We start from the raw sequence: 25802 nt of genomic DNA, 5'->3' as shown, positions 1-25802 counted from the left end.
CAGCCGCGGGTTGTGCCCGGGGCGGCGGTGTCGTGGTGCCGCAGGTCAGCGGCGGTTCATCGGTGCCGCTCGGTGCGGCGATGTGCGGGGTGTGCCGGGGTCAGTCCTCGATCCCCAGCTCACGCAGCCCGGCGCGGTACAGCTCGACATTGCCGAGCTTGATGTCCTCGTAGCCGCGCACCACGTCGGTCAGCGCGGCGGCCGCGGTGGCCGTGTCGTAGTTCCCGGTGCTCAGGCCCTCGGCCAGCCGGCGCACCATGGCGGTGTAGCCGGCCAGCAGCTCGCGCTCGACCCTGCGCACGTGCGCGTAGCCGAACGGATCGAGCTTGGTGCCGCGCAAGAACTTGCCCTTGGCCAGCATCTTCAGCGCCACATGCGATTTCGGCCGCAGCCCGATCTTCTTCTCGCGGCCGAGCGCGCGCAGCATCGGCGGGTGCAGCTTGTAGGTGAGGTTCTTGCCGCCGGGCACCTGGGCCCCCACCTCGGCGAGGAAATCCGGGTCCACCAGCAGGCGGGCCACCTCGTACTCGTCCTTGTAGGCGGTGAACTTGTACAGCCCGCGCGCCACCGCCTCGCTGAACTCGGTGCGCTCGGTGACCGAACGCTCGGCGGCCCAGACGAATTCGACGGTCTCGACGTAGCGGCGCGCCACCTTGGTGTTCTGGTAGCCCACCAGGTTCGCCGCGCGCAGCTCGACCAGCCTGCGCACCTCGCCCTCGAAGCTGGTGTGCGCCAGCAGTTCCGCGGGCGCCACCGGCGCGGTGCGCCGCGGCCGCCCCTCATCGACGGCCGCGGCGAACGCCGCCGGATCGGCGACGGCGACCCGGCCCCAGCGGAACGCCGCGATGGTGGCGTCGACGGCGACCCCGTTGATCCCGATGGCCTCCTCGATCGCCGCGGCGGGCAGCTTCAGCCCACCGGTCTGCACCGCGGCGCCGACGATCAGGAAGTTGGCCGCCGCGGTGTTGCCGAACAGCGTCTCGGCCGCGGCCAGCGCGTCGAAGTGCGCGATCGACTTCGTCACGGCGGCAAGGCGATCCAGCAGGGTCGCGGTCTCGGGGTAGGCCACCGACTTGTCGTAGACCATGTCGCCGGTGGGGGTCTGGCTCGTGGAGGCGACGCCGAGTGTGCTCGCCGCGTCGCCGTACTGGAGGTAGCGGGGATCGGTCGCGGTGAGCAGGTCGACCGCGAGCAGGCAGTCGGCGCTGCCGGGGGTGAGCCGGTTGGACGGCTCCAGCGCCGTGGTGGAGAAGCGCAGGTGCGAGACCACCGGTCCGGCCTTCTGGCTCAGCCCGATCTGGTCGAGGCTCTCGACCTCGTAGCCCGCGCGCAGGGCGGCGGTGGCCAGCACCTGGTTCACCGTCACGATGCCGGTGCCGCCGATCCCGGCGATGAGCACGTTCTGGGTGCGCTGCGGCGCGGCCACGCCCGGATCGGGCACGGCGGGCGGCTCGGCGACCTTTCGGCGGGCGCCCTTGCTCGCGGCCGGGTCGAGCTCCACCGTCACGAACGAGGGGCAGTCGCCGTCCAGGCAGCTGTAGTCGGTGTTGCACGAGGTCTGATCGATGCGGGTCTTGCGGCCGAACTCGGTCTCGACCGGTTGCACCGACAGGCAGTTGGACTTGGCGCCGCAGTCACCGCAGCCCTCGCACACGGCCTCGTTGATCACCACGCGGGTGTTGCGCACGGGCAGCGCGCCGCGCTTGCGCTGCCTGCGCGCGTCGGCGGCGCAGTGCTGGTCGTAGATCAGGACGGTGACGCCCTCGATCTCGCGCAGCGCGCGCTGTGCCTCGTCGAGCCGGTCGCGGTGCCACAGCAGGGTGCCCTTGGCCAGCGCGCGCTTGTTGTGCCGCTTGGGCTCGTCGGCGCAGACGATGATCTGGCGAACGCCCTCGGAGCTGAGCTTGTGCGTCAGCTGCGCGACGGAGAGTCCGCCCTCCACGTCCTGGGCGCCGGTCATCGCGACGACCTCGTTCCAGAGCAGCTTGTAGGTGATGTTCACCCCGGCCGCGACACAGGCCTGCACGGCCAGCTGTCCGGAGTGGAAGAAAGTGCCGTCGCCGATGTTCTGGAACAGGTGCGGCACATCGGTGAAGGGCGCCTGGCCGATCCACTGGCTGCCCTCACCACCCATCTGGGTGAGCCCGGTGACCGCGCTGTCGGCGCGCCCGGACATGGTGACCAGCGTGTGGCAGCCGATGCCACCGCCGCCGATCGACCCCTCGGGCAGGGCGGTGGAGCGGTTGTGCGGGCAGCCGCTGCAGAAGTACGGCGTGCGCTTGGCGGAGAGCACCTCCAGTGGAAGAGCGGGCGGCGCAGCCCTTTTCAGCTCGACGTGGCCGCGCAGCACCCGGCGCAGCGGCGCGAGCAGCCGCCCTGCGGTGAGTTCGCCGTCGACCGGCATCAGCCGGGCGCCGCGCTCGTCCTGCTTGCCGAGCACGCGGGGCGCGTCCGGGGTGCCGTAGAGGATCTCGCGGACCTGGGTCTCGAGGAACGCGGTCTTGTCCTCGACCACGACGAGCCGCTCCAGCCCGCGCGCGAATTCGGTGAGCGCGGCCGACCCGAGCGGATACGGCATGCCGATGCGCAGCAGGCGGATGCCTGCGCGGTGCATCGCCGCCTCGTCGACGCCCAGGTCGAGCAGCGCCTGGCGGACCGCGTCGAAGGTGGTGCCGGTGGCCGCGATCCCGACCTTCGCCGCGGGCGGGTCCACCTCGATGACGTCGAGGGCGTTGGCCGCGCCGTAGGCGTGCACGGTCGCCCAGCGCGGGCCGTAGAGGTCGGCCTCGGCGAGCACGCTGTCGGTCGGCGCGGCCATCGGACGCTGCCGGTAGACGAAAGGCTTTCCCTCCCACTGCACTTCGGGGACGGTCACGGCCAGGTCGGCCACGCTCGAGTCCACCGTCCACGCGCCGTCGGCGACATCGGCGACGATCTTGAGCGCCACCACGCAGCCCGAGGCCCGCGACAGCGCGATGCCCTGCATGCCCAGGGTGATGATCTCCTCGGCGTTGCGGGGGAACAGCACCGGCACCCCCATGGCGGCCAGCGAACGCTCGCTGACCGCGGGCACGGTCGACGACTTCGAGGCCGGATCGTCGCCCACCAGCAGCAGGACGCCGCCGCGCGGGTTCACGCCGTACATGTTGGCGTGGCGGATCGCGTCGGTCGCCCGGTCGACGCCGGGGCCCTTGCCGTACCAGACGCCGACCACGCCGTCGTGGGTCGGTGTGCCCGCGGGCAGATCGGCCTGGCTGCCCCAGACCGAGGTGGCGGCCAGCTCCTCGTTGTACCCGGGCACGAAGGTGATGTCGTGCTCGGTGAGCACCTCGGGCATGCCCAGCAGCATCTTGTCGACGCCGCCGAGCGGGCTGCCCTGGTAGCCGGAGACGAAGGTCGCCACGCGGCGACCGGCCCTGATGTCGCGCACATGCTGTTCCACCAGCAGCCGGGCGATGGCCTGGACCCCGGTCAGCAGCACCGGGCCCGCGCCGGAGCGGTAGCGATCGGCGAGGTCGTAGGGGGCGGCCGGGTCGGCCAGCGGTCGGGCGGTGGAACAGACGACGCTGGTCATGATCACCTCACTGCGCGAAGGAACTTGCTATCGGTGCAGCGAAATGTGCCGGGGAGGGGTGATCTGTGTCAACAGTCGACGGAAAAGTTGATCAGACTGCTCAAAAGTGATCTGGGCCACTGGCGCGAATGCGTCAATCTGCTCGAGCGCGGAGACCTAGGTCACATCGCGGGTGCTCGTCAGGTGCTCGACCAGCGGCAGGCTCCGGTAGCCGATCGGGGTGGCCAGCGCGAGCATCGTCTCGGTGTGTTTGACGCCGTCGATGGCGTGCACCCGCTGGATGATCTCGAGCAGGTCCTGCTGGGACTGCGCGGCGATGCGGACGAGCAGGTCGGCGCGGCCGGTGGTGGCGTGCACCTCGAGCACGTGCGGGAACCCGCGCAGCGTCTCGATGATCGGATCCATCTTGTTCTGATCGAGCTCGATGCCGAGGAAGGCGTGCACCGCGTAGCCGATCGCCTGCACGTCGATGTCGGGCGGATAGCCGCGCACCGCGCCCGAGGACTCGAGCCGCCGCATCCGCGCCTGCACGGTGTTGCGGGCGACGCCGAGCCGCTGGGCCAGCTCGAGGATCGGCGCGCGCGGGTCGCGGGCCAGCTCGGCCAGCAAGGCGGCATCGAGTGCGTCGAACTTGATGGTCATGGCCGCATTGTGGCATGGCGCCATGGGGCAGGCGCCGTGCTCGCGCACGGACCGGGTGGCGCGTTCCCGCTCAGCGGTCGGCGCCATTGCGGGTGCCGCGCGGGTGTTGGGACTCTCGCCCGATGAACACGCCGCCCCCCGAGAGTGCGAATCCCCTTGGCCCGCAGGGCGCCGACGCGAGCCTACGGCGGCGCGCGGCGTTCTCCAGCCTGCTGGGAACGACGATCGAGTACTACGATTTCATCCTCTACGGAACGATGGCCGCGGTGGTGTTCGGGCCGCTGTTCTTCCCCGGGTCGAATCCCGCGCTGAGCACGATCGCCTCGTTCGGCACCCTCGCCGCGGGCTATGTCGCCCGGCCGCTGGGCGGCGTGATCTTCGGGCACTTCGGCGACCGGCTCGGCCGCAAATCGATGCTGCTGATCACCATGATCATGATGGGCACCGCGAGCGCGCTGATCGGCCTGCTGCCGACCTATCACACGATCGGCGCGGTCGCGCCGGTGCTGCTGGTGCTGCTGCGGGTCGTGCAGGGCCTGGCCGTCGGCGGGGAATGGGGCGGTGCGGCGCTGATGGTGGTCGAGCACGCCGACGCGGGCCGACGCGGGCGCTGGGCGGGCATCATGCAGCTGGGCACGCCGCTCGGGTTCCTGCTGTCCACCGCCGTCGTCGCCGTGGTGACCCAGCTGCCCGAGGCCGCGTTCCGGTCCTGGGGCTGGCGGCTGCCGTTCCTGCTGAGCGCGGCGCTGCTCGTCCTCGGCCTGTACGTGCGGCTGCGGGTGGCCGAGAGCCCGGTCTTCACGGCCGCGGCGGCCGAGCCGCGGCGCCCCTCGACTCCGGCGCTCGAGGTGCTGCGCAGGCCGCGCCCGCTCGCCCTGGCGGTGATCGCCGGGATCGCGCCCTTCGCGCTGACCGCGCTGACGAGCTCGCACATCATCGCCTACGCCACCGGAATCGGTTACGCGGTGGGCGATGTCATGCGCTGCCTGCTGTTCGTGGTGGTGGTCTCGATCGTGGCCATCCCGCTGTGTGCCGCGCTGTCGGACCGGCTGGGCAGGCGGCGGGTGATGATGGCCGGTGCGGTCGGCGCGATCCTGTTCGCCTTCCCGCTCTACGCCATGATCGACACCGGCTCCCTGGTGATCATGACCGCGGGCCTGATGTTCGCGCAGCTGCTGCAGAACGCGATGTACGCGCCGCTGACCCCGCTGCTGTCGGAGATGTTCCCGACCCCCATCCGCTACAGCGGTGTGTCCATCGCCTACCAGAGCGCCGCCCTGATCGGCGCGGGCTTCACCCCGATGATCGCCGCGAGCCTGCTGGCCGGCTTCGGCGGCTCGAGCGTGCCGCTGAGCGTCATCATCGCCGCGACCGCCGCCCTGGCGCTGGCCGCCCTCGCGTTCACCGCCGAGACCAAGGGCCGCGACCTGCACGCGACCACCGTCGCGCCGATCGGCCTGACGCCGGTCGGGGAGGGTTGAGCCGGGGTCAGCAGAGCGCGTGGGTGAGCATGGCTCAGCAGAGCGCGTGGGTGAGCATGGCGCGGATGTCGACCGTGGCCGGTGCGCCGGTCAGGGAGAACGTGACCGCGCGACCCGTCGTGGTGGCGCCCGAAAGGGCGGAGAACCCATGGACACCGCCGACGTGGCCGAAAAAGCGCGCACCGCAAGGTAGTTCGGTGTACGCGAGGCCGAGTCCGTAGGAGAACCCGTCGCCTTGACCCATGTCCGAGCCGTCGAGCATCTGTGCCAGCTGGGCCGGGGGCACCACCTGTCCGGCCGCCAGCGCCGCGAAGAATCGGTTCAGTTCGGCGCCGGTGCTGACCAGCGCTCCCGAGGTCCACGGCAGGGAGGGCTCCATGCGCGTCGCCTCCGTCACCCGCCCGTCGACAGTGGCGTAGCCGGTCAGGTGCGGGTCGCGTAGGCCGGTGTCACCGGTCGCGGGCAGGTAGGTCGACGTCAGGCCGAGCGGAATCAGAACGCGGTCGCGCAGTTCCTCGGGGTAGGAGCGTCCGGTCACCGCTTCGATGAGCATTCCGGCGACGATGTAGTTCACGTTGTTGTACTCGAACCGCGCGCCGGGAGCGAACCGCGCCGGATCCCGCAGTGCGAGGGCGATCTCCTGCCGCGGGGTGAAGGTGACACCGTCCCGGGCCGCCGCGGCCTCGTTCAGTTCCGGTGTCGGCGCCGGCTCGGGCAGTCCGCTGCGATGGCTGAGGATCTGCCGCACCGTGACGGCCCGCCCGTCGACGCCGTCGCCGGTGAGGAGACCCGGGAGATAGGTGTCCACCGGCTGGTCGAGGTCGAGCTGCCGTTCGGCTGCCAGTTGCAGGGCGATCGCGGCGGTGAACGACTTGGTGACGCTGCCGACTCGGACATGGAGCGGGTGCCCGGTGGGAATCGGCGCTCGCGTCGCGAGGTCCGCGTGTCCGGCGGCGAGGACCGTGGAGACCCCGTTCTCGGTGAGCGTGGCGAGCGCTCCGACGGCACCGGCGCCGACCAGCGCGTCGAGGTCGGCGCGGACGGCGTCGTGCTGCGGCGTCGGCGTGGCCGAGCCCGCGGTGCACGCGGTCAGTGCCACGGCTGTGCAGATCGCGAAGGCGAGAGATCGAAGGCGCATCCTCCGACGGTAGGAAGACCCTGTGCCACAACACATCCGACTGCGGTACTGGTCGTATGCGACCGAGGTATCAGAGGCCGTCGAGGCTCAGTCGATGAATCGAAATTGCGTCGTTATATCGCGGTGGTGTCCAAGCCCGCTGCGGTCGCGCAGAACTGCCACAGGCGTTCCCGCTCGGCGGCGGACTCCCTGGTGCGTCGCGTGTAGTGCTCGGGCCGGGGTCTGCGGTCGTGCCAGAAACGGCCGGCGGGGAGACCGTCGGTGGCGGCGAGCCAGACGGCGGTGTCCGCGCCTTCGGCCGGGGTGCGCAGCAGGGGGCGGGTGAGGGTGCGGAACCTGGGCAGCGAGGTGGCGATGCCGGGGGTGTCCACCCAGCCGGGATGCATGCTGTGCACGGCGGTGCCCGCGGGGGCGTAGCGCTCGGCGAGGACGGGGGTCAGCGCGACCTGCATCCGCTTGGAACGGGCGTAGGCGGTGGCGCCGCGATAGGCGCCGTCGCGGTATTCCGGATCGTCGAGGTGCAGCCTCTGGGTGTACATGCCGCCGGAAGACATCAGGACCACCGTGGCGTCGGTGAGCGCCGGGGCGAGGAGTTCCGTGAGCAGGACGGGACCGAGAACATGTGTGGCCAAGCACAATTCGTGCCCCTGCGGGCTTTCGGTTCGCGTTGTGGGCAGCACTCCGGCGTTGTGGACCAGGACGTCGACGCGATGGGCCCTGCCGGTGAACTCGGCGGCGAATTCCCGCACGCTGCGCAGATCGGCGACGTCGCACCGCTCGACCTCGATCACCGAGCCCGGTACCCGCGCGCTGATCTCCGCGGCGGCGGCCTCGCCACGCGCGCGGTCGCGCACGACCAGGCTCACCGACGCGCCCAGCCGGGCGAGCCCGGTGGCGACGGCCTTGCCGATGCCGGAGTTCGCACCGGTGACGAGGGCAGTCCGCCCCCGCAGGGCGTCGGCCGGCAGCGGCGGCCACCCGCGACTCCGTAGCCGGAAGCCGATGCGGCTGTAGCCGGGCGCTATGGCACGGTCCAGCGCGGTGTCGAGAGCTGCCGGAAGCTGAGTGGTCATCGCATCCCTCTGCTGATTTCTCCGCAAACGATGCATCGTTTGTGCATCAATTACATGATAGCGTCGGTGGTGCGCGCCGGACAGTCGACCGGCCCGACCGAGCTCCGGAGGACGCGATGATCGACAACCGGCCCAGCGGGCAGACCGCCGCCGAGCACGGGCGCAGGCGGATCGCGGTGATCGGCAGCGGGGTCGCCGGTCTCACCGCCGCCTGGGTACTCGCCCGCACCTGCGACGTCGTGCTCTACGAGGCGGACACCCGCCTCGGCGGCCACGCCCACACGCACCGGGTGAACTCCCACGCGGACGGCACCGGCGATCAGCTCGGCGTGGACTCCGGCTTCATCGTGCACAACGACCGCACCTATCCCACGCTGCTCCGGCTCTTCGCTGAATTGGGTGTGCGCACACAGGATTCCGACATGTCGATGTCGATCCGCTGCGACGGCTGCGGGCTCGAATACGCCGGGGCCAAGGGTCTGCGCGGCCTCTTCCCGCAGCCGGGGACCGCGCTGCGCGGGCGCTATCTGCGGATGCTCGGTGAGATCGTGCGCTTCCATCGCCTGGCCCGCGCCGAACTGGACTCCGCCGGTGACGACGCCAGGACCCTCGGCGAGTTCGTCCGCGCAGGTGGCTTCTCGGCCTACTTCACCGCGCATTTCCTCGTCCCGCTGGTGGCCGCGGTCTGGTCCTGCCCGCCGGACCTCGCGCTGCGCTATCCGGCCCGCTACCTGTTCACCTTTCTCGACCACCACGGCATGCTCACCGTCTTCGGTTCGCCCACCTGGCGCACCGTTGTCGGCGGCTCGGCGACCTACGTGCGGGCCGTCGCGGCCGGTGTCCAGGAGGTGCGGGCGGGGACGCCGGTGCGAACCGTGCACCGCGGCGGCTCGTCGGTCACCGTCCGCGACGACGCCGATCGGGTCGACGATTTCGACGCCGCGGTGCTCGCCACCCACCCCGGTCAGGCGTTGCGGCTGCTCGACACCCCGACCTGGACGGAGTCGAGCATCCTCGCCGCGCTCACCTATTCGACCAATCACACCGTCCTGCACACCGACGAGTCGGTGCTCCCGCGCCGCGCCGCCGCGCGCGCCTCGTGGAACTACCGTCTGCCGCAATGTGGTTCGTCGCCCGACCGGGTGCTCGTCAGCTACGACCTGAGCCGGTTGCACCGCCTGCCCGCCACCGCCGATCGCCGGTTCCTGGTGACCCTCGGCGACGGTGACCGGGTGGCCGCCGACGCGGTCCTGGCCACCATGACCTACGAACACCCGCAGTACACCCCGGGTTCGATGACCGCCAGGCGCCGCCTGCCCGAGATCGGCGACCGGCTGGTGGCCTTCGCCGGCGCCTACCACGGGTGGGGATTCCACGAGGACGGTGCGCTGTCCGGGCTGCGCGCCGCCGAACGCGTCGGCGGCCACTGGCCGGCGCGACCCGCCTCCGCCGCGAGCGCGATCGAGGTGGCGAGATGACCCGAGCCCGCCTGGTGCGCACCGTGATCCGGCATTCGCGTCGCGAGCCGGTCCGGCACCGGTTCGCCTATCGCAGCTACAGCTGGCTCGTCGACCTCGACGACCTCCCGCGCCTGCCCTGGCCCGCGCGCCTCGTCGCCGGCTTCCCGGCCCGCGATCATCTCGGCGATCCGGCGGCGACCCTGCGCGAGAACGTGATCGCTCACCTCGCCGGGCACGGCATCGATCTGCGCGGCGGCACGATTCTCATGCTCGCCAACGCGCGCGTGTTCGGCTATGTCTTCAACCCGCTCACCGTGTTCTGGTGCCACGACGAGACCGGCGCGTTGCGCTGCGTGCTGGCCGAAGTCCACAACACCTATGGCGAACGGCACCGGTACCTCGTCGCGCCGGTGCCGGAAACGGTTGTCGCCAAAGGGTTCTACGTCTCCCCGTTCAATCCCGTGGCCGGGTACTACCGGCTGCGGCTTCCGGTCCCCGGCTCGCGTCTCCACCTGACGATCTCGCTCGAGGAACCGGACGGACGGACCCTCTTCACGGCGACCGTGCGCGGTCTCGTCCGTCCCGCGAGTGGGCGCGCGCTGCTCGGCGTCGCGCTTGCCCACCCCTTCGAGACCTGGCGGATCGCCGCCCGAATCCGTTGGCAGGGCCTGCGTCTGTGGCGCAGGGGACTGCCGATCGTGCCACGCACACCGCATCTCTCCCAGGAGGCTCTGTCATGACCGCCCTCTCACCCTGCGACGCGCGGTCGGCTACCGCGCCGCCCGCCGATCCCCGGCAGGTTCCGGCGGTGCCCCGCGGCGCCCGCGCCGACGCCGGTCGCCTGGTCGCGGCGGCCCTGTTCCGCCGCGCCGTGCGGCGACTTCCGCTGCGGGTCGAACTGCCCGACGGCACGATGTTCGGCGGCGGGGTCGACGACCCGACCACACCGCGCATGGTCCTGCACGACCCGGACGCCTTCGCCACCCGGTTGGGCGCCACCGGCCTCATCGGATTCGGTGAGGCGTACATGACGGGCGACTGGTCGGCCCCCGATCCGGCGGCGGTCCTCACCGTGTTCGCCGGGCACCTGCGTGAGCTCGTCCCGGCGCCGCTGCGGGCACTGCGGCCGCTGCTCCTGCCGCGCCGACCGGCCCGGACCAGGGCGACGCCGGACGGCGCCCGCGACAACGCGGCACACCACTACGACCTGTCCAACGACTTCTTCGCCGCGTTCCTCGACGAGACGATGACGTACTCGGCGGCGCTGTTCGATCGGCTCGAGCCCGCGCCGGAGTGGGACGACCTCGCCGCCGCCCAGCACGCCAAGATCGACCGCCTGCTCGACGGCGCCGGGGTGGGGCCGGGGACGGCCGTGCTCGAAATCGGCACCGGGTGGGGCGAACTCGCGATCAGGGCGGCTCGGCGTGGCGCCACCGTCCACTCCGTCACCCTCTCGCGGGAACAGCTGGACCTGGCTCGCCACCGGGTGGCCGCGGCCGGGGTCGCCGACCGCGTGACGATCGAGCTGCGCGACTACCGTGAGGTCGAGGGGCGCTACGACGCCGTGATCTCGGTGGAGATGATCGAAGCCGTCGGCTACGACTTCCTCGCCGGCTACCTGACCGTCCTGGAGCGGGCGCTGGCGCCGGGCGGCCGGATCGCCCTGCAGGTCATCACCATGCCGCACGACCGGATGCGGGCAGGCCGGACCACCCACACCTGGGTGCAGAAGTACATCTTCCCCGGCGGCTTCCTCCCCTCGGCGGAACTGCTGACGGAACTGCTGGCCAGACACACCGGCCTGGAACTCGCGGACCGCGCCACGCTGGGTCAGCACTACGCCCACACGCTGCGATTGTGGCGGGAGCGCTTCACCGCCGCCGAGGACCACGTCGCCGCCCTCGGTTTCGACGAGGTCTTCCGGCGCATGTGGCGGCTGTATCTCGCCTACTCCGAAGCCGGATTCCACTCGGGATATCTCGACTGTCTGCAGCTGATCCTGCGACCCGCTCCGACCACCGAGGAGGTGCCGCGATGAACGCCACGACGCCCTCGCGAATCCTCGGGGTGGCGACCGCCGCCTATGGTGTTGCCGTCGCGGTCCGGCCCGAAATCCTGGTGCGGCCCAGCGGACTCGGCACCGGCGCGGAATCGGGGCTGCGCACGCTGGCCCGCTCGGTCGCGTTGCGCGATGTCTGCTCCGGGCTGGCACTGGCGACGGCGACCGGTTCCCGGGCGCGCGCGGTGGCCGCCGCCGTCCGGATCGGGGCCGACGCGGCCGACACGGCCGTGTTCGCGCACGCGCTACGGGGCAGACCCGAGCGGGGCAAGACACTGATGGTGACCACGGTGTGGGGGCTGCTGTGCTCGGCGGCCGCCGCCTACGAATTCGTCGGACAGGAGTGATTCCCCATGCGCTGCGTGGTATTCGGCGCCACCGGCTACATCGGTGGCCGACTCGTTCCGGAACTGCTGGCGGCCGGGCATTCGGTCCGGGTGCTGGCGCGTGATCCGGGCAAACTCGTCGAGGCGACGTGGCGCGAGAGCGTCGAGGTGCTGCGCGGCGACGTCACCCGCGCGGAGGACGTGCGCGCCGCGCTCGCCGGCCAGGACGTCCTCTACTATCTCGTGCACTCGCTGGGGCGCACGGACTTCGCGGACGTGGACCGCGCGGCGGCGAGCCTGATCGCCGCGGAATCCGCGCGCGCGGGACTGACCAGGGCGGTGTACCTCGGCGGGATCACCCCCGCGGGCCAGGAACTGTCCCGGCACCTCGCCTCCCGCGCCGAAGTGGGCGACATCCTGTTGAAGGGGCCGACCCCGGCGGTGGTGTTGCGCGCGGCGGTGATCATCGGGTCCGGCTCGGCCAGCTTCGAGATCCTGCGCTACCTCACCGAACGGCTGCCCGTCATGGTGACGCCGCGGTGGGTGCGCAGCCGGGTGCAGCCCATCGCGGTCCGCGACGTCCTGCACTACCTGGTGCGCGCGGCGGAGCTGCCCGGCACGGTGAACGCCGCGTTCGACATCGGCGGGCCCGACGTGCTCACCTACGAGGGCATGATGCGCGGGTACGCCGTGGCCGCCGAGCTGCCGCGCCGGGTGATCGTGCCGGTCCCCGTGCTCACGCCGTGGCTGTCGGCACAGTGGGTCAACCTGGTGACGCCGGTGCCGCGCGCCATCGCCGTGCCGCTGATGGAGTCGCTCGTCAACGATGTCGTCTGCGCGGATCACCGGATCGCCGAACACATTCCGGACCCGGCGGAGGGGCTCACGACCTATGCCGACGCGGTGAGCCTGGCGCTACGCCGCATCCGCGATCGGGACGTGCCGACCCGCTGGTCCGACGCGGGCCTGCCCGACGCGCCGTCCGATCCGCTGCCCACCGACCCGGACTGGTCCGGCGGATCGCTGTACTGCGATGTGCGCGAACGGGATACACCCGCCGACCCCGCCACCCTCTGGAGTGTCCTCGAAGCGGTCGGGGGCGAGCACGGGTGGTACTCGTTCCCGCTGGCCTGGTCGTTGCGCGGGTGGATCGACCGGCTCTCCGGCGGGGTCGGACTCCGCCGCGGCCGCCGCGACCCGCACCGCCTGCACGTGGGCGAAGCGCTGGACTGGTGGCGGGTGGAACACCTCGAGCGCGGGCGCGAGCTGCGCCTGCGCGCCGAGATGCGGGTGCCGGGGCGTGGCTGGCTCGAACTGTCGGTCACCCCGGCCGCCGACGGCGGGTCGCACTACCGCCAGCGGGCCTTGTTCGAACCGCGTGGCCTGGCCGGACATCTGTATTGGAAGGCGCTCAGCCCGTTCCACGCCGTCATCTTCGGGGGTATGGCCCGCAACATCACCGGCGCGGCCGAGGGGACCCGCTCGTAACGCCGTCCGGTGCTCGTTCGTGCCGGGTCGGCCGTTCAGCGACCCACGCAGTCGATGATCGGCTCGGGATACGTTGCCGGATCGACGTTCTCACGCCACGGACGGTGGATGCGGGCGCCCGGCAGGTGGGCGAGCTCGGGCAGCCAGCGCCGCACATAGGTTCCCTCGGGGTCGTAGCGGTCGGCCTGGCGCACGGGATTCAGGACCCGGTTGGGGCGGGTGTCGGTACCGGTGCCCGCCGCCCACTGCCAGTTGAGTTGATTGTTGGCGACGTCGGCGTCGACGAGCCAGTGCAGGAAGTGCCGGGCGCCGAGCCGCCAGTCCTGGCGCAGCGACTTGGTGAGGAAGCTCGCCGCGATCAACCGCGCCCGGCCGGGCAGCCAGCCTTCGGCCCGCAGCTGCCGCATCGCCGCGTCGACGATCGGATACCCGGTGCGACCGTCGCGCCAGTCGGCGACAGCGTCGTCGTCGGCCGGTCCGAGCGGTGCGCGCCGCCGGTAGTCCGCCCAGGCGGCGTCGGGCCGTGCGGCGAGGACCTGGTGGTGGAAGTCCCGCCAGGCGAGCTGACGGGCGAAGGCGAGCCCGCCCTCGCTCGAGGTGTCCACGCGGCGCACCACCTCGGTGGGGGACAGGCAGCCGAAATGCAGGTGCGCCGACAGCCGGGAGGTCGCGTCGGCGCCGAGATCGTCGTTGTCGCGGGCGTAGTGGTCGATCGGCCCGTCCAGCCATTCGTCGAGGAGCGCACGGGCGGTCGTCTCCCCACCGACCGTCAGCCGTGGCGACGGCTCGCCGGAGCTGAGATCGCTTCCGGTGGGCAAGGAGTCACTGTGGACCGACGGCACGGAGAGCGCGCGCGGCACCGGCAGGGGACTGCGCCGGTGCACGTCGATCCAGCGCCGGAAATACGGGGTGAACACCGCGAAGTGATCACGTCCTGTCGACGGCGCGAGTTCGGTGGACGTGGCGGTGACCGAACCGGCGTGGCAGTGCACGGCGCCGCCGAGGCGTTCGCGCAGCGAGCGTTCGCGCTGTCCGCTGTAGTAGCTGACGTCGTCGGCCAGGTGCACGCTCGTGGCGCCGGTCTCGTCGGCCACGCGCGCGACCTCGTCGGCCACCGCGCCGCGCCGCACGATGAGCGCGCCGCCCCGGTCGCGCAGCTCGGCGTCCAGCTCGGACAGTGCCGCCGCGAGGAAGTGCGCGCGATTCGGCGGGCACCGATCGGGCACCAGGGCCGTGTCGACCACGAACAGCGGCACGACCTGGTCGGCGGCGCGGACCGCCGCCGTGAGCGCCGGGTTGTCGTGCACCCGCAGGTCGCGGGTGAACAGGGCGACGGCGACGCTCATCGCGCGCAGAGCGGCCGCGGTTCGGTGCGGCCGCCGGTCGTGGGCGAGACGAGATACACGCACGGGTCCTGACCCGCCGCCCTGATCTCGTCGTCGATCCGGCGCCAGGTGGCCTCGTCCAGCGCCGGGGTGCGCGCGAGCACGAAGCCGGACAGTCTGCTCGGCGAGGTGACCAGGGCCCAGTCGTAATCCGGGCCGAGCGCGGTCACGAGGTAGTTGGTCGCCCCCGTGCGCTCGCCCTGGCCGGGGACGCCGGGGAAGCTCACGTGCAGCTGCGCGTTGGTCACCGGATCGTTCACCGTCGCGGTCCCGCGGATCTCCGTCGTGCCGCCCGCCCAGTTCTGGCAGCGGTTGTGGACGCCGATGTCGCCCTGCGGGTCGAGCGTGTAGGTGGCCGTGGTGTCGCGGGCGCACTCGAGGTTGAACACCTGCGGGATCGCCGCGAGCTGGCGCCACTCGCCGAGATAGCGGTCGAGATCGAGCCGGGGGACCGGCGCCGGTGGCGCGGCGTGCGCGGTGCCCGCGCCCAGCAGGCTCGCGGCCACGGCGACGACCAGGGCGGTGGTTCTCGGGATACGTCGAACGCGCACGGAAACTCCTCGAGATCGGTGGTCTGGCCACGGTACCACTAAACGATGCACAATTGATTCATGGCGAGGGTGGCGGCACAGGGCGTGGAGCGGTCGGATCAGCGCGCGGGCCGGGCGCGCCCGACGCGCGCGGGTCCGGCCGCGTCCCCGGCGCGGGCGGCGGCGGGGCAGAATGACACGATGCCCGCCGGTTCCGCTCCCGTCTCCGCCGTGGCCGGGTACACGGTGCGCTCGGTGGCCGAGCGGCTCGGCATCCCCACCGCCACGCTGCGCAGCTGGAACCGCCGCTACGGAATCGGCCCCGCCCAGGATCGGCCCGGCAGACACCGCCTGTACTCCGACGCCGACATCGCCGTACTCGAGCACATGCTCGAACTGATCGGCGGCGGGGCGAGCCCGGCGAGCGCCGCGGCGGCGGCCCGCGGTCCGGCGCCCGCGCTCGGCGATCGGTCGGCCCTGCTCGACGCCGCCTTCGCGCTGGACACGGCGGCGGCCTGCGCGCACCTGGAAGCGCACGTGCGGGCCTACGGTGTTGTGCGGACGTGGGAATCCCTGTGCCGCCCCGCCTTCGCCGACATCGTCGCGCGCCAGGGCGCGGGCGAGCGATGCATCGATGTGGAGCACCTGCTGTCGTGGTCGATCGCGGCGGTCATGCAGCGGGTGGCGTCGGTGCCGAGCGCCGCGCCCGCCCTGCTGGCGTGTACCAGCGGCGAGACGCATTCCCTGCCGCTGGACGTGCTGCGCGCTGGCCTGGCCGAGGCCGGGGTCGGCGCGCGCATGCTCGGCGCCGATGTGCCGACCGAGGCGCTCGCGGGCGCGCTGGCCCGGCAGGCGAGCGCCGCGCCGGTGCTGCTGTGGTCCCAGCGCGAGTCGACGGCGCTGACCTCGGCGGTGCTCGCCTGCCGTGAAGCGGGGGCGCGGGTACTGGTGGGTGGACCGGGCTGGGATGTGGTGCTGCTGCCCGAGGCGGTGGAGCGTGTCGACGGTCTGGCGGCCGCCATCGAAACCCTGAGCTGAGAAGCGATGCGCATTCGATGCGCTGCTGCGGGGCGACGCCGGGCCCCGCCGTGGCGCCGATCGTGGTGCGCGACAGCCCGTTCCGGGCCTACGGCCCGAGCAGGGTGACGGCCTGGAGCGCGAGATGGAGTTCGGCCGAGTGCACCGGGTCGGCGGTGTCGCGACCGGTGAGATCCCGGATCTTGCGCAGGCGATAGCGCACGGTGTTGCGGTGGCAGTGCAGCGCGTCGGCGGCCGCGGCGGTCGAGCCGCGGTAGCGGTACCAGGCGTCGAGCGCGGTGAGCAGATCGTCGCGCTCGGGCACGGGCAGGCGCAGGACGGGGCCGAGGATCTGGGCGGTGGCTCGCCTGCTGGCCTCTGGCACCGTGACGAGCAGATGCGCGACGGGCTCGCTGCCGAACCGCACCACGGTGCGCTCGCCCGGCCGGGCACTGCGCGCCGCCAGCCGCGCCTCGGTCAACGCGCCGGGAATGGCGGTCGGGCTGGTGAATGCGGTGCTGAGGCCGATCCGGCCGTCGACGAGTTCGACCAGCGCGGCGGCGGCGCGCTCGATCGCGGCCGGGTTCGCCGCGGTGAGCAACCCGGTGTGGGAATCGATCTGGGAATCCCAGACCGACCTGGCACCGAGGTCCTTCAACGCGCCGACCAGGCCCGCGGGCAGCGCGGCGCCCGGGTCGGCGGTCTCGATCGAGACCACCGCGAAGGTGCCGTACTCGGAGAGCCCGAGGGTGCGCAGGGCCGACAGGGTGCGCGCGGGATTGTCGGAGTGATCGTCGAAAAGCGTACGGATCAAACGGCTCTGGGCCTGGGCGTCGACGTGGGCGAGCATGACCTCGGTCTCGCGATAGGACTCGACCGCCGCGTCGGAGAACGTGTCGATCAGCTCCCACAGCCGGGTGGCGAGATCATGCAGTCGCGGATCGCCGGGGCCGGTGGAGCGGGCGGTGAGTTCCTCCCAGGTCAACCGGCCACCGAGGCGGTAGGCGTGCAGCAGCGCCGCGATCGGGACGCCGCGTTCGGCCTTGAGCCGGCCGACGGCCCGCGCGTCCTGCAGGCGCGTCGGCTGGGTGCCCGCCAGGGCGCTGATGATCGCGGTGAGATTGGCCAGGCACGCCTCGCGCAGTTCCTCGGCCGTCAGCAGGCCCGCGTCGGCGTAGGAGCGGTCGGTGTCGACGATGCGCAGGACCAGTTCGTCGGCCATCGCCGCCACCGAGTCGAGCACGGTCGCGGCCAGTCCGAGCGACGGCGCGGAGACGGTCGGCGGTGGTGCGGTCACGGCTCCACCCTAGCTGTCACATCGTGACGGGCGCCACCCTGGTGTTGTGCATGCGCACATCACGCTGGGCGAGTGCCGTGGATAATCGCGCTGGTCAACGCGATGATCGGGAGGACGGACGACGGCAAGCCATGGCTCACATCACCTGTCGATTGTGCACGAGCACAAAACACGCAGGGGGCGATCCGCAACGCGGGCACATGGTGCGCAGCCCCGCGCCGTGACCAGAATCGATGACCTCGTCCACCGCGCCCCGTGGACCGCCCCAACACCTGTGGAGGATCGCATTGGTCACCAAGAAGGCAGACCCCGCCCTGGACGCCGTGGACGCCGCGCTGGCCGACCTCGTCGACGGCGAGCGGAGGTGGGCGGCGACCTCGCTGCGCGAGCGCCGCTGGCTGCTCGACCGCGTCCGCGAACTCACCGGCCGCCACGCCGAGGACTGGGTCGCCGCGGCCGTCGGCATCAAGGGTCTGCCCGCCTCCTCGCCGCTGGTGGGCGAGGAATGGATCTCGGGGCCCTACGTCATGGCCGCCGCGCTCGGTGCGCTCGCGAACACCCTGGACAAGCTCGCCCGCGGTGAGAGTCCGCTCGACAAGGCGAGTTTCGGCGTCGCGGGCGATCGGGTGACCGTCGACGTGCTGCCCGCGAACGCGTTCGACGCGCTGCTGCTCAACGGGTTCAGCGCGCAGGTGTGGCTGCGCCGCGGTGTCAGCAGCGCCGCGGCCAAAGCCGAAGCCGGTCTCGCCCAGCGTGATCCGGCCCGCACCAACGGGATCGGCGCGGTGCTCGGCGCGGGCAACATCACCTCCATCGCGCCGCTGGACGTGCTCTACGAGCTGATCGCGCACAATCGGGTCGTCGCACTGAAGCTCAACCCGATCACCGATCCGCTGCTGCCGGTGTTCGCCCAGATCCTGGCCCCGCTCATCGAGATCGGCGCGGTGCGGCTGCTGACCGGCGGCGCCGAGGTCGGCGGCTACCTGGTCGGCAACGACCTCGTCGACCACGTGCACATGACCGGCAGCGCGCGCACCCACGACGCGATCGTCTGGGGCACGGGCGCCGAGGCCGCCGAACGCAGACGCGCGGGCACACCGAAGCTCACCAAGCCCGTCACCAGCGAACTCGGCGGCGTGTCACCGACGATCGTGCTGCCCGGCGAGTGGAGCGAGGCCGATATCGCCTTCCAGGCCGAGCACGTCGCCACCCAGCGCCTGCACAACGGCGGCTACAACTGCGTCGCGTCCCAGGCCCTGATCGTCTCCGCGGACTGGCCGCAGAAGGAGCGGTTCCTCGCTGCGGTGCGCACGGCCCTCGCCCAGGCGCCGGCCCGCCCGGCCTACTACCCGGGCAGCGACGAGCGCGTCGCGGGTGCGCGGACGAGCTACCCGAACGCCGAGCGGCTCGGCGCGAAGGGCGAACGCCTGCTCGTCACCGGGATCGCGCCCTCCCCGGCCGAGCCGCTGCTGACCGAGGAGTACTTCGCGCCGGTGTTCGGCGTCGTCGAGATCCCGGGTACCGGAGCCGAATTCGCCAGGGCGGCCGCGCGGACCGCCAACGACGCCTTCGCGGGCACGCTCGGCGTGAACGTCATCGCCATGCCGGAGACCATCGACGAACTCGGCGCGGCCTTCGACCTCATGGTCGAGGACCTGCGCTACGGCACGGTGGCGATCAACGCCTGGACCGGCGTCGGCTACCTGACCCCCACCGCGTCCTGGGGCGCCTACCCCGGCCACACCATCGACGATGTGCAGAGCGGAATCGGGGTGGTGCACAACGCCTGGCTGATCGACGGGGTGGAGCGCACCGTCGTGCGTGGCCCGTTCCGGCCCGCGCCGCGGTCGCTGCTGCGCGGCGAACTCGCCCTCGCGCCGAAGCCGCCGTGGTTCGTCGGCAACAAGACCGCCGCGAGTACCGGCAGGCTGCTCGCCGGATTCGCCGCCGACCCGGGCTGGCTGCGCCTGCCCGCGATCTTCGCCTCGGCTCTGCGCGGCTGAGCCCCACCTACCCGGGAGAACCAGATGAACACCAGCATCGCCGATTACGTCGTCGTCGGGACCGGCTCGGCGGGCGCTGTGCTCGCCGCGCGCCTGAGCGAGCGGTCGGGCACCAGCGTCATCGCCCTCGAGGCCGGACCCGAGGACAAGAACCAGGCCGTCCACATCCCGGCGGCCTTCTCCAAGCTGTTCCAGACCGACCTCGACTGGAACTACCTGACCACCCCGCAACCCGAACTCGGTGACCGGCGCGTCTTCTGGCCGCGCGGCAAGATGCTGGGCGGGTCGTCGTCGATGAACGCCATGATGTGGGTGCGCGGATACGCGGCCGACTACGACGAGTGGGCCCGGCTCGCGGGTCCGGACTGGTCGTTCGCGAACGTGGTCGAGTACTTCCGGCGCATCGAATCCGTCGAGGGCGCCGCCGAAGCCGACGAGGGCCGCTCCGGACCGCTGCGGATCGCGCGTCAGCGCAGCGCCCGGCGGTGGACCGAGGACTTCCTCGCCGCCGCCGAACACGCCGGTTTCAAGCGGGAGCGCGCGAATCTGCCCCAGCCGGAAGGCTTCACACAGACCATGGTGTGCCAGAAGCGCGGCGCGCGCTGGAGCACCGCCGACGCCTACCTCAAGCCGGCGCGCAAGCGCCCGAACCTGACCGTGCTCACCGGGGCGCAGGCGACCCGCGTCCTGTTCGAGGGCACGCGCGCCGTCGGGGTCGAATACCGCAGGAGCGGCGGCACACACATCGTGCGCGCCGCCAAGGAGGTGGTGCTCTGCGGTGGCGCGATCAACAGCCCACAGCTGCTGCAGCTCTCCGGCGTCGGTGATCGGGAAGAGTTGCGCCACCACGGCATTCCGGTCGTGCATCACCTGCCCGAGGTCGGCCGCAACCTCACCGATCACCTGATCTCGCTGCTCGGCTTCGCGGTCGACTCCGACACGCTGTTCGCCGCGGAGAAGCCGCTGGAGCTGCTCAACTATCTGGCCCGGCGCCAGGGCATGCTCACCTCCAATGTCGGTGAGGCGTACGGCTTCGTGCGCAGCAGGCCCGAACTCGAACTGCCGGACCTCGAGATCATCTTCGGGCCCGCCCCGTTCTACGACGAGGGGATCGGCGTCGCGCCCGGCCACGGCATTGCCCTCGGTCCGATCCTGCTCCAGCCGCGCAGCCGCGGCACCGTGACGCTCGCCTCCGGCGATCCGCTGGCCAAGGCGGTCGTCGACCCGCGGTACCTGTCCGACCCCGACGGTGCCGACCGCGCGGCGATGCTCGCCGGACTGCGCATCGCCCACCGCATCGTGACCGCCGAACCGCTCGGCTCCCGGATCGGCCGTTTCCTGCAACCGAAACGCGAACAGCCCACCGTCGAGGACACCCTCGAGGACGCCCTCACCTGGCATTCCCACACCCTCTACCACCCGACCGGCACCTGCCGGATGGGTACCGACCCGGCCAGCGTGGTCACCCCCGAGCTGAAGGTGCGTGGCCTCGACGGTCTCCGCGTCGCCGACGCCTCGGTCATGCCCGCCATCATCCGCGGCCACACCCACGCGCCCGCGGTGGTCATCGGGGAGCGGGCCGCCGACCTGCTCCGCTGACGCCGCAGGGTGCGCACGGCGCCACGCCACCGGAATCGTCGCTCGAGTAATCGCGCGGGAATTGGGCATTCAGGTGAGCGTGGGCCGTTGGCCCTGATCGGCGTAGGCGGCACGAGGAATCCCGAGGGTGATGATGAGGCGCGCGATAGCGATGGTGGCAGTGGCTGTTCCGGCGACGTTCGTGGTCCCCGGCACGGGTTCCGCGCAACTGCCCCAGTGTTCGGCCGACATGCTGAGCGCGACCACCCGGCAGGACGCGGCCCCCACCGGACAGAACAAGCTCCGCGTCGTGCTCACCAACACGTCGTCGGGAAGCTGCCTGGTGCAGGGCTACCCCGGCATCGACCTGACCGGCCCCGATCACCCCACATTCGGCCCCACCTTCTCGGTGCCCCGCCAGGAGACCGGCACAGTCCCCCTCACCGTCGCCCCCGGCGCCGCCGTGAGCAGCGAACTCACCTACCTGCCGGACGGACCCGACGGCTGGTCTCCCACCACGATCGTCGTCACCCCACCCGACACCGACACCTCGCTGGAAGTGCCGTGGCCCCAGGCGGGCAGCGTCGCCCGCCAGGACGCCGCCACCCATCCCGGCACCTTCATCAGCCCACTACAACTGGTCTGAGGGCGCCCCTATTCGGTCGGTGATCAGTCGGCGGGGCCGGCGTTCCGGGCGGTCCGCGCGAGCTCGGCCAGGGCGGCGAGGTGGTCGTGATAGGCCGTGCGGCCGGTGTCGGTGAGGGCCAGCCAGGTTCGTGGTCGGCGACCTACGTGTCCTTTGCGGATCGTGAGATAGCCCGCGTCGTCGAGGATCGTCATCGCCTTCGACAGGGTGCTCTTGTTCATTTCGCACAGGTCGGTGACGGTGCCGAACTCGGCCTCTCGGCAGCCGTCGAGGAACGCCACCAGTTTCAGTCGCGGCAGTGATCCGAGCAGTTCGCTCAGGGCGGGCATCAGGCCCTCCGCCTGGTCAACGAGTACCAGATCCAGGCACCGATCACCGCGCCGGCAGCGACCGTCTGCCAACCCGACACCAGCGCGGCGAGCGCGCCGGCGACCAGTGGCGGGACCGCGAACAGGCCGATGCGCAGCCACCGTCGCGTCGGTTCGTCCGCCACGGCGCGCGGCATGACGCCGACCTTCCTCCGGACCCCGGTCAGCCACGCCATGAGCCCGAAAAGGAGGAGCGTCAACACGATTCCGGCGATACCGAGCACCGTCCGCGCCGCGCCGTCGGTGGGGAGCGCGGCGGTGATCAGCATCGTCGCGCCGCCGCCGAGCATGCCCATGGTCGGCGGGAACCAACGCGGAGTCGGCGGGGCGTTTCTGGCCCGCTCGGTGGCAGCCGTGGCGAGGGCGAGCGTGTCCTGCGGGGTGGGTGCGTGCACATCCGCACCATACGGCAACTAGTTTCCATTCATCAACTTGATGGCGGACGGAGCTCAGCCGTCGAGTAGGTGGGGCAGGCCGGCGCGGAAGCGGTCGGCGTCGAGGGCTTTCGCTGCGGCGAAGGCGGGCAGGGAGACCAAGGGGAAGATCTGGGCGCGGGGGGACGGGTCGTCGGCGGCGTCGAGGACGGCGTTGGCGGCGGCGCGGCCGGATTCGTTGGCGCCCTCCATGGTGGCCAGGTCGATGTGGCTGCGGACGTGGTCGCCGCCGAAGTACAGGTTCGGGATCGCGCAGTGCGCGTCGGGCCGGTGGTCGTAGGACCCCACCGTGTTCACCAGCAGCGGCGTCGCGTTGTGGATGCCGTCGCCGGACCAGGTGATTCCCGGGTCGAGGTGCCAGGAGTGGATGTCCTCGGCGCGCAACCAGCCGGTGCCGGTGTTGAGCCACGCTTCGAGCTGGGCCCAGGTCTCGATGGCGATCTCGTCCGCACTGCACTCTTTGGCGGTGCGGCCGAAGCGGATTCCCGGTGTGTCCCAATCGGAGATGTCGACCGAGAGGCACTCCAGCACCGAGCCGTCGCCGTAGGTGGCCGGGAAGTCGCCCACCCACATCGGCGCCTGCCGCAGGGCTGTGAGCGCCCACGGCGAGCCGAGCGCGGCGATGTGCCCCTCCGGGATCTCGGTGGGGCGCCGCAGGTAGTACTGGATCCCCACCATCCAGTCGGTGACCAGCTCGCGCATGCCCGCCAGGCGCGGATCGGCGTCCAGGATGGGCCCGTCGAGCAGCCGGACGGCGCGTTCGACCGGCATGGCGCACACGTAGTGGTCGGCGGCCACCGTGGTCGCGCCGCTCCCGCCGGACACCGTCGCCGAGCTGATCCGGCCACCCGAGAGGTGCAGCGCGGTCGCGCCCTGTCCGAGCACGAACCGCACCCCCAGCGAGCGCAGGTACGCCACCCACGGATCGATCCAGGCGTCGTTGGTCGGCCGGTTCAGGATCCGGTCGACGCCGCCGGCGAACTGCGGGATCGCGCCGGAGGCGGCCAGCACGAGCGCCTCGCCGATCGTGCCGATGGTGCGGGCCGAGCTGGTCTGCGGCTTCGCGGCGACGGTGATCCGGGTGAGCGCGTTCACCAGGTACTTGCGGTACGCGGGCGACTTGCCCTCGGCCTGCATGATCTGTTCCCAGGTGACGTATTCCCACTGGCCGAAGCGGCGTTCGGTGCTGGAGGTGAACCACACCAGCATCTGCTTGGCGAAGAACGCGAGTTCGTGGGGCGGCAGGTCGGGCACGAAGCCCAGAGCGCCGATGATGCTGTTCTGCAACAGTTCCGGCGTCAGCTGGCCGAGCCCGCCGAGTTCGACGGGGGTGAAGATCGGCGGCAGCCCCTCGAACCCGGCGACGGTGCCCTCCACCCGGACCAGGTTGTCGAGCACGCCGTGCGGATTGCCGGGGAACGGGATTCGGCTCATCGTGTCGGGCACGTGCTGATAGCAGCCGGGGAAGAACCGGAATCCGTGCTCGCCGGGCAGGTCCGCTCGCCCCGGCGCGGCCGTGCCCGGCACGCCCATGCTGCGTGCCTTGCCGCCGAGGAACGCCGGCTCGTACACGGTGACCTCGTAGCCACGCTCGGCCAGTTCGTGCGCCGCGCTCAGCCCCGCCATGCCGCCACCGAAGACGGCCACGGTCCTGCCGCCGGTGCGCAAGGCGGGCGAGCGTGGCGCCGCGGCGGCGAGCGGGGGAGCGACGGCGAGCGCGGTGCCCGCGGCGAGGCCGGCTCGTAGCGCGGTGCGCCGGGTGATCGGTGCGGACGACGATGTCGGCTGATCAGGCATGGTGTTCTCCTGGACCTGCGGTGGTGAGCGGAGAGCGCGGCCTCGGTGCCGCGCCGCGAGAGCTCGTGCCACGCAAGGTCGTTCGCGTGGTGTGCCGGTCGCGGGCCGCGTCGCGCAGTTCGCGCGCCAGGTCGGCGAGGACGGCGGGCAGGTCGCCGCGCTGGTGCCGCAGCGCCCCGGCGGCCAGGCGCAGCGCGCGGGCCGGGGTGTACAGCTCGGCGGGCCTGCGGGTGCGGGCGAAGATGCCGGTGGTGATCCGCGCGAGATCCGGATCGTCGCAGGCGGCGCGATACAGCTCGATCTCCATGGGGCGCATGGCCTCACCGCGCGCGAGCCGGTTGGTCCAGTGGAAGATCTCGCGGCATTCGACGACGCGGCGGCGCTCCCACTCCGTCAGCGCCGCGTCGAGCGCGACGGGGTCGTCGAGGATGCCCGCGACCGCCTCGCCGAGCGTGCGCCCGTAGTGCAGCGCGTCGCGGATGCCCTGCGCCGTAACGGGATCCTTGAAGTGACCGGAGTCGCCGGGCAGGGCCCAGCCGGGGCCGGTGGAACGGCGGAAGTAGGAGGCGATCCCGGTGGCCGACCTGACCCGGCCCACCCGCTCGCAGCCGCGCAAACGGTCGGCCAGCGCCGGAATCCGCTCGAGCGCGGCGGTGTAGCGACGTTCCGCCTCACCGGGCCCGCGACCGCCGCCGGTCTCCACCGGGGGCTGGACCAGACTCAGCACCAGCCCGTCGTCGCAGGGGAAGGCCGTGCCGAGGTCGGCGCCCGCGCGCCACTGCGCCGCGACATGGCGTGGGGCGTCCGGCGCGTCACGCCAGTAGGCGAAGTAGCAGTCGCGCCCGCTGGGCACGGTGAGGAACGGCTCGTCGGCGCCCACCGCCCGCGCGACGGTGCTGCGCCGCCCGTCCGCGCCGACGACCAGCTTCGCCCGGATCTCCCCGAGCCTGCCCGCGCCGTCGACGTAACGCACACCGGCGCAACGGTTTCCGTCCCACAGCACCGAGGTGACCCGGCAGCGTTGCCGCACCTGCGCGCCCGCGGCCACCGCGGTGCGCACCAGCGCGTCGTCGAATCCGGTGCGGCGCACGCACATCGAGTAGTCGATGCCGTCGACCGCGGGGAAGGCGGCGCTGACCCCGTATCCCGCGCCGTGCGCGTACGCCTCCGTCAGCCGGGGCGCGCCGAGCGCTTCGACGGCGGCCAGGGCGCCGAGCCTACCCAGCTCGGCGACTCCGGCGGGCCAGAGCAGGTGGGTCGACAGCGTGTCCGACGGCAGGGCGGCCGCGTCGAGGACGACGACCGCGCGGCCTTCCGCCGCCAGTGCCGTCGCGGTGGCCGAGCCCGCGCAGCGCGCGCCGACCACGACGACGTCGGCCCATTCGAGCGCGGTGCCAGGGGAATCGACCATGGGAACCGCCTCGGTCAAACAGTCTCGGACAGTGTGTCCGATCGATGATGGGGTGGGTGCGGTGGAGGTGTCAATAGCCGCCTCGCACACCAAGA

General features: G+C 72.0%; 21 protein-coding genes. 10 read left to right on the top strand and 11 right to left on the bottom strand.

The window, feature by feature from the left end; all coding sequences use genetic code 11:
• Positions 1-100 precede the first annotated feature (100 nt).
• Both AB0H56_RS11600 and AB0H56_RS11595 read right to left on the bottom strand, forming a co-directional pair.
• Positions 101-3574 carry an indolepyruvate ferredoxin oxidoreductase family protein gene (locus AB0H56_RS11600; protein ID WP_357160759.1) on the bottom strand — a complete coding sequence of 1158 codons (3474 nt, stop codon included), beginning with the start codon at positions 3572-3574 and terminating at the stop codon, positions 101-103.
• Positions 3575-3730: 156 nt separating this feature from the next.
• Complete coding sequence (locus tag AB0H56_RS11595; RefSeq protein ID WP_357160756.1) at positions 3731-4216, bottom strand: Lrp/AsnC family transcriptional regulator; 486 nt, start codon at positions 4214-4216, stop codon at positions 3731-3733.
• 122 nt (positions 4217-4338) lie between these two features.
• On the opposite strand from AB0H56_RS11595, the gene AB0H56_RS11590 reads away from it, so the two are divergent.
• Entirely contained in the window at positions 4339-5697 is a 1359-nt protein-coding gene (locus AB0H56_RS11590) for an MFS transporter (RefSeq protein ID WP_357160753.1), read from the top strand.
• A gap of 34 nt (positions 5698-5731) precedes the next feature.
• On the opposite strand, the gene AB0H56_RS11585 is transcribed toward AB0H56_RS11590, so the two are convergent.
• Both AB0H56_RS11585 and AB0H56_RS11580 read right to left on the bottom strand, forming a co-directional pair.
• A complete protein-coding gene (locus AB0H56_RS11585) occupies positions 5732-6835 on the bottom strand; it encodes a serine hydrolase domain-containing protein (protein WP_357160750.1) in 1104 nt (367 codons plus the stop codon).
• A 113-nt stretch (positions 6836-6948) separates the two neighbouring features.
• Complete coding sequence (locus AB0H56_RS11580; protein WP_357160747.1) at positions 6949-7908, bottom strand: SDR family NAD(P)-dependent oxidoreductase; 960 nt, start codon at positions 7906-7908, stop codon at positions 6949-6951.
• Positions 7909-8024: 116 nt separating this feature from the next.
• Between AB0H56_RS11580 and AB0H56_RS11575 the strand changes: the two genes are divergently transcribed.
• Genes AB0H56_RS11575 through AB0H56_RS11555 form a run of 5 tightly spaced genes read left to right on the top strand, consistent with a single transcriptional unit; the run spans position 8025 to position 13241 of the window.
• Positions 8025-9386 (top strand): FAD-dependent oxidoreductase, encoded by a 1362-nt coding sequence (locus AB0H56_RS11575; protein ID WP_357160744.1) that lies wholly within the window; start codon positions 8025-8027, stop codon positions 9384-9386.
• Positions 9383-10108, top strand: a complete 726-nt coding sequence (locus tag AB0H56_RS11570; protein WP_357160741.1) for a DUF1365 domain-containing protein — start codon at positions 9383-9385, stop codon at positions 10106-10108. The genes AB0H56_RS11575 and AB0H56_RS11570 overlap by 4 nt, the downstream gene beginning before the upstream one ends.
• Entirely contained in the window at positions 10105-11406 is a 1302-nt protein-coding gene (locus AB0H56_RS11565; protein WP_357160738.1) for a class I SAM-dependent methyltransferase, read from the top strand. Before AB0H56_RS11570 ends, AB0H56_RS11565 begins: the two co-directional genes overlap by 4 nt.
• Complete coding sequence (locus tag AB0H56_RS11560; protein WP_357160734.1) at positions 11403-11774, top strand: hypothetical protein; 372 nt, start codon at positions 11403-11405, stop codon at positions 11772-11774. The genes AB0H56_RS11565 and AB0H56_RS11560 overlap by 4 nt, the downstream gene beginning before the upstream one ends.
• A 6-nt stretch (positions 11775-11780) precedes the next feature.
• Positions 11781-13241 carry an SDR family oxidoreductase gene (locus AB0H56_RS11555; RefSeq protein WP_357160731.1) on the top strand — a complete coding sequence of 487 codons (1461 nt, stop codon included), beginning with the start codon at positions 11781-11783 and terminating at the stop codon, positions 13239-13241.
• A gap of 35 nt (positions 13242-13276) precedes the next feature.
• Here AB0H56_RS11555 and AB0H56_RS11550 read toward each other — a convergent pair whose 3' ends face one another.
• Together AB0H56_RS11550 and AB0H56_RS11545 are read right to left on the bottom strand one after the other, a co-directional pair.
• On the bottom strand, positions 13277-14587 hold the full coding sequence (locus AB0H56_RS11550) for a deoxyribodipyrimidine photo-lyase (RefSeq protein WP_357160728.1): 1311 nt from the start codon (positions 14585-14587) through the stop codon (positions 13277-13279).
• Complete coding sequence (locus AB0H56_RS11545; RefSeq protein WP_357160725.1) at positions 14584-15177, bottom strand: lipocalin family protein; 594 nt, start codon at positions 15175-15177, stop codon at positions 14584-14586. Before AB0H56_RS11545 ends, AB0H56_RS11550 begins: the two co-directional genes overlap by 4 nt.
• A gap of 60 nt (positions 15178-15237) precedes the next feature.
• Between AB0H56_RS11545 and AB0H56_RS11540 the strand changes: the two genes are divergently transcribed.
• Positions 15238-16194 (top strand): MerR family transcriptional regulator, encoded by a 957-nt coding sequence (locus AB0H56_RS11540; protein ID WP_357160722.1) that lies wholly within the window; start codon positions 15238-15240, stop codon positions 16192-16194.
• An 88-nt stretch (positions 16195-16282) separates the two neighbouring features.
• On the opposite strand, the gene AB0H56_RS11535 is transcribed toward AB0H56_RS11540, so the two are convergent.
• On the bottom strand, positions 16283-17470 hold the full coding sequence (locus AB0H56_RS11535; RefSeq protein ID WP_357160719.1) for a helix-turn-helix domain-containing protein: 1188 nt from the start codon (positions 17468-17470) through the stop codon (positions 16283-16285).
• 287 nt (positions 17471-17757) lie between these two features.
• On the opposite strand from AB0H56_RS11535, the gene AB0H56_RS11530 reads away from it, so the two are divergent.
• The 3 genes from AB0H56_RS11530 to AB0H56_RS11520 all read left to right on the top strand — a co-directional run bounded on the left by AB0H56_RS11530 (position 17758) and on the right by AB0H56_RS11520 (position 21697).
• A complete protein-coding gene (locus tag AB0H56_RS11530; RefSeq protein ID WP_357160716.1) occupies positions 17758-19473 on the top strand; it encodes an aldehyde dehydrogenase family protein in 1716 nt (571 codons plus the stop codon).
• Between the two features lie 24 nt (positions 19474-19497).
• Positions 19498-21072, top strand: coding sequence for a GMC family oxidoreductase N-terminal domain-containing protein (locus AB0H56_RS11525; RefSeq protein WP_357160713.1), 1575 nt, complete (start codon positions 19498-19500; stop codon positions 21070-21072).
• Positions 21073-21223: 151 nt separating this feature from the next.
• Positions 21224-21697 carry a DUF4232 domain-containing protein gene (locus AB0H56_RS11520; protein ID WP_357160710.1) on the top strand — a complete coding sequence of 158 codons (474 nt, stop codon included), beginning with the start codon at positions 21224-21226 and terminating at the stop codon, positions 21695-21697.
• Between the two features lie 23 nt (positions 21698-21720).
• Here AB0H56_RS11520 and AB0H56_RS11515 read toward each other — a convergent pair whose 3' ends face one another.
• Genes AB0H56_RS11515 through AB0H56_RS11500 form a run of 4 tightly spaced genes read right to left on the bottom strand, consistent with a single transcriptional unit; the run spans position 21721 to position 25707 of the window.
• Complete coding sequence (locus tag AB0H56_RS11515) at positions 21721-22026, bottom strand: transcriptional regulator (RefSeq protein WP_357160707.1); 306 nt, start codon at positions 22024-22026, stop codon at positions 21721-21723.
• Complete coding sequence (locus tag AB0H56_RS11510; protein WP_357160704.1) at positions 22026-22460, bottom strand: hypothetical protein; 435 nt, start codon at positions 22458-22460, stop codon at positions 22026-22028. The genes AB0H56_RS11515 and AB0H56_RS11510 overlap by 1 nt, the downstream gene beginning before the upstream one ends.
• Positions 22461-22514: 54 nt before the next feature.
• On the bottom strand, positions 22515-24296 hold the full coding sequence (locus tag AB0H56_RS11505) for an FAD-dependent oxidoreductase (protein WP_357160701.1): 1782 nt from the start codon (positions 24294-24296) through the stop codon (positions 22515-22517).
• Entirely contained in the window at positions 24289-25707 is a 1419-nt protein-coding gene (locus AB0H56_RS11500) for an NAD(P)/FAD-dependent oxidoreductase (RefSeq protein ID WP_357160698.1), read from the bottom strand. Before AB0H56_RS11500 ends, AB0H56_RS11505 begins: the two co-directional genes overlap by 8 nt.
• Between the last annotated feature and the right edge of the window lie 95 nt (positions 25708-25802).

The organism is Nocardia sp. NPDC050717, from assembly GCF_040654275.1.
In the GTDB taxonomy this organism is placed as follows: Bacteria; Actinomycetota; Actinomycetes; order Mycobacteriales; family Mycobacteriaceae; genus Nocardia.
This window is presented reverse-complemented; position numbering and strand designations above follow the sequence as displayed.